The organism is Oleiphilus sp. HI0128, assembly GCF_001635365.1.
Map to the genome: position 1 here is coordinate 1 of NZ_LWGG01000367.1, position 665 is coordinate 665.

Genomic DNA, 665 nt, shown 5'->3' on the forward strand with positions numbered 1-665 from the left:
CTTACAAAACCATCCAAAAATTCGTTTGATAAATCAGAAAATTAACATTGCAAAAAGCAAAGTGAATTTGACCGAGCAGTCTTTGGAGCCCTCTTATGGTGTGGAGCTAAGCTACGGCATGAGAAGTGGCGACAATATGGATGGGTCTTCTCGTGCCGACTTCTTTTCAGCGGGTGTGAGTGTTCAGTACCCCTTTTTCAATCGAGGTCAGCAATCCAGCCAGATCAGCGCGGCTAAGCATCGTCAGGCAGCTATTGAGTTGGAGCGTTCAGAAGCATTAGAGCAAGCTCGCTTTACGTTGAAAGATCTCGCCAACCAATATGACATCACCCGCGATCAACGTGTGCTTTATGAAGAAAAAATATTAACCACATTAGGCAAGCAGAAGCACAGCGCCATGCATAGCTACGAGTCAGATAAGGGCAATTTCCGCATCGTATCTGAGCTGTTTCTGAAGGAACAAAGCGCAAAAGTGCAGCGTTTGCGCTTGCTTGTGAATGAACAAATTATTCTATCTCGTATTAATTATTGGCTGAACTAAAGCTAAGGAGAATCAACACATGAAGCAATTTATTTTAGCCATTACTGTCCTAGCTATTGGTTTGGCCTTGGGGACCTTTTTCGGCCCTCAACTCATGCAGGGGACAATGAGTGATGGAGAGTTG

At 44.4% G+C, this 665-nt stretch carries 1 protein-coding gene; it reads left to right on the forward strand.

Going from position 1 to position 665, the window contains the following annotated elements; translation table 11 throughout:
• On the forward strand, window positions 1–541 hold a 541-nt coding region (locus A3763_RS04590; protein ID WP_197482767.1), incomplete at its 5' end, for a TolC family protein.
• Window positions 542–665 lie beyond the last annotated feature (124 nt).